Annotated in this window: 1 protein-coding gene; it reads left to right on the top strand. The window is 72.9% G+C overall.

All coding sequences use genetic code 11. The features are described 5' to 3' along the window. A partial coding sequence (locus tag OQ789_RS25940; protein WP_324689302.1) for a condensation domain-containing protein occupies nt 1-251 on the top strand: 251 nt, incomplete at both ends.

Raw genomic sequence — 251 nt, 5'->3', positions numbered from 1 at the left:
GCCGTGGATGGGGTGTCGTGGCGAATCTTGTTGGAAGACCTCAATATCGGCTGGGCCCAGCATCAGCACGGGCAGCCGATCGCGCTGCCCGCGCCGGGAACGTCGTTCGCCCGCTGGTCTGCGGTGCTGGCCGAGTACGCGCGCCACCCCGACGTGAGGGCCCAGGCACCGGTGTGGCGGCAGGTGGTCGCGGCCCCGGCCGCACTGTCGGCGCCGCAACCGGGGGTGGATACCTTCGCCACGGCGGGGCG

Source organism: Mycobacterium sp. 94-17 (genome assembly GCF_035617725.1).
Lineage (GTDB): Bacteria > Actinomycetota > Actinomycetes > Mycobacteriales > Mycobacteriaceae > Mycobacterium.
The sequence above is the reverse complement of the archived record's forward strand: the minus strand, read 5'-3'. Positions and strand labels throughout refer to the sequence as shown.